3 protein-coding genes are annotated in these 2411 nt (G+C 44.2%); 1 reads left to right on the top strand and 2 read right to left on the bottom strand.

Annotated features, from left to right (window positions below):
- On the top strand, positions 1–173 hold a 173-nt coding region (locus PX636_RS12285; protein ID WP_288117386.1), incomplete at its 5' end, for a DUF29 family protein.
- 38 nt (positions 174–211) lie between these two features.
- Here the strand turns inward: PX636_RS12285 and PX636_RS12280 are convergent.
- Complete coding sequence (locus PX636_RS12280) at positions 212–592, bottom strand: DUF7682 family zinc-binding protein (RefSeq protein ID WP_002735921.1); 381 nt, start codon at positions 590–592, stop codon at positions 212–214.
- Between the two features lie 342 nt (positions 593–934).
- Positions 935–1987 (bottom strand): phosphotransferase enzyme family protein, encoded by a 1053-nt coding sequence (locus tag PX636_RS12275; RefSeq protein ID WP_288117385.1) that lies wholly within the window; start codon positions 1985–1987, stop codon positions 935–937.
- Positions 1988–2411 lie beyond the last annotated feature (424 nt).

Below are 2411 nucleotides of genomic sequence, written 5' to 3'. Positions count from 1 at the left end.
GTCCCAGCTTAAAGTCCTATTTAAGGGAAATTTTAGCAAAATGTTATCTCGATGCTCGCAATCTGATGATTGACGAAACCAGATTAGATGCCAGTATTTTCCCCGTGGAAGTATTAGCTAGTCTGGAGGAGATTCTCGCTGAAAATTGGCTGCCGGATTTTCGGGAGACATAAACAGCGATAAATCTTCCCAAGCGAACTAAAGATTAGCTTCACCTACCCGGTTTACAAACATTATAATCTTCGTGAGAGATGACCGCTTCCGGGACGAGGAGATTGCCGTGGTCGCGACAGATGAGGCGATAATTGCGGGTAACGGGGATACTGATAATAAAGCGATCGTGTCGCAATCGTTTACCGTGGAAATCTCGATAATTGCGGTGATCTTGCAATCCTTGCAGGATTTCCCTAGCTTTAAGTACCACATTTTTCGGTAATTCCCGCAGATCGATCGGATCTTGCGAAAAAGTGGCTTCCCAAGCATTTTTTTGACGTTTTCTTTCTTCCCACGCGGCATCTAGTTGAGCGCAATGATGGCAGACTTGGCCATAACCCTTGTGACCACAGGGAAACTTCTTCTTTCTTCTGGACATAATACCATCTGTCTGTGAGGCTGTGAGAGAGTATTCAAAAGCGGTAAAGCTTGCTTCACTTTTGGCAGATGGAGAAGAAAGTCTTTACCTAGTGATTATCTATACTTACCAGCATACAGGGATCGATCCCTCGTTTGGCCATTGACCAGCAAGAAAGTTGATCTTGGTTAGTTGGGGCCGGCTTTTTGGATAAGACTTTTAGACTTTTTGGCCATCAAAAAGTGCCGGTCATTGGAGTGATCAGGGGGAAAATTCAGGTAATTTTTCCCTGAAAATTAGGTAAAACCCCACACCCCACAACCTACCCCCAGGAAATTTGCTCACCAGCAGGATCAAGGCTGCTTAGAATAATTCCCATTCTTGGGTTCTTAAACGTTTGAGAATGGCCAAACGGCTGCTAAAATAATTGGCGCACAGACGACTATAATCGGTTAAACGCAGGTTATTTAAGCTAATTGACCAAGACCAAATATAGGCCGCTTGGGTGAGATACTGAAGACAAGATAATTCACCATCGGTTAAAGGCACTGTTTCATCGTAGCCTTGGATGAAACCATGGCGAACCTGGCGATTTAAGCCGGATTGTAGGGAAACTTGCAGAAATTTAGCGATATCAAAAACTCGCCAACCATAACCGCACTGATCGAAATCAAATAGGGTCATCTGATTATCAGGGGTGATATGCACATTACCACTATGAGGATCGCCCCAACAAATGCTCCAATAGGGAGATTCTGTCGGTAATTTAGCGGTTTCTTCCTCTATTTCCCCAATGGTTTCTAAAACACAGTCTAGGTCGCTCGGTCGTTGGTGCAGAAAAGGTGCGATAATTTGCAGGGAATCGTCGAGAAGATATTTGAGGTTGAGGGGATGACGATAGGCTAGGGTTTGAAAATCTGCTGTCACCCGATGTAAATTAGCCACGATCGCCCCTAAATGATAGGCTTGTTCTATATCTATGTCCCCAATAGCAATTCCTCCAGGAGCATAGGGAAAAAGGACGGCGTAACGTTTCCCTTCCGGAGCCTTAATTTCTACGGATAAATCACCGTTTTTGGTGCGAATTGGCGCAGCGACGGGAACCTGAGAGCGATCGAGATAATCTAATAATTCTAACTCGAAGTCTATTTCCATTTTGCTGCGCCAATGGCAGTGAGATACGCGCAAAATGTAGGGAGTTTTCAGGGTTTCGAGGAGATACACATCACTTAAACCCCGATGCCAAAATTGACAATTTTTCGGTACATCAATCTCGTAACGAGAAAAAACCAAATCTGCTAGGGCAGCAGGAGCCAGAGTGGAGTAGAGTGTGGGAAAAGTCCATTCTCCAGTCCGAAAATTGGCAGCGGGAGAACTAGAAGGCAGTATATTGAGCGAAGCCAGAAAAGTCGTCACGGTTCCCTCCCGATGCAAGTATGGACAACGCTCGCATCATCCTATTTTATAGCCCACATATATTACAAATTGGTTCGATCGCTCCGTATATTTCGCTACATTCCTCTGACTTGAAAGAGGGTGTAGGGTGTAGGGTGTGGGGTGTAGGGAAAGAAACCTCTTTCATCTATGGGGGTGAAAATTTTTTCATCGGGACTGACTCCTTACCCCACAGTTAACTTTACTTTTGTCCAACTACTTATCAGTACCCAAAAAATTAATATAGGAGCTGCTGAAAAAGTCTTTGAGTGGCAACGCCAGAACAGTTTTTGATGCTTTAACATCTACTTACTAACCGCCGATTCTAACATAGTAATTGTTCCCCGATTAGCATCAAATTCTACTGCAATACCAATAGCTAGAGTCTCGATAATCTCCAAATGTC

The sequence above is a fragment of the Microcystis sp. M53598_WE2 genome (genome assembly GCF_030067735.1).
Taxonomy (GTDB): domain Bacteria; phylum Cyanobacteriota; class Cyanobacteriia; order Cyanobacteriales; family Microcystaceae; genus Microcystis; species Microcystis aeruginosa.
This window is presented reverse-complemented; position numbering and strand designations above follow the sequence as displayed.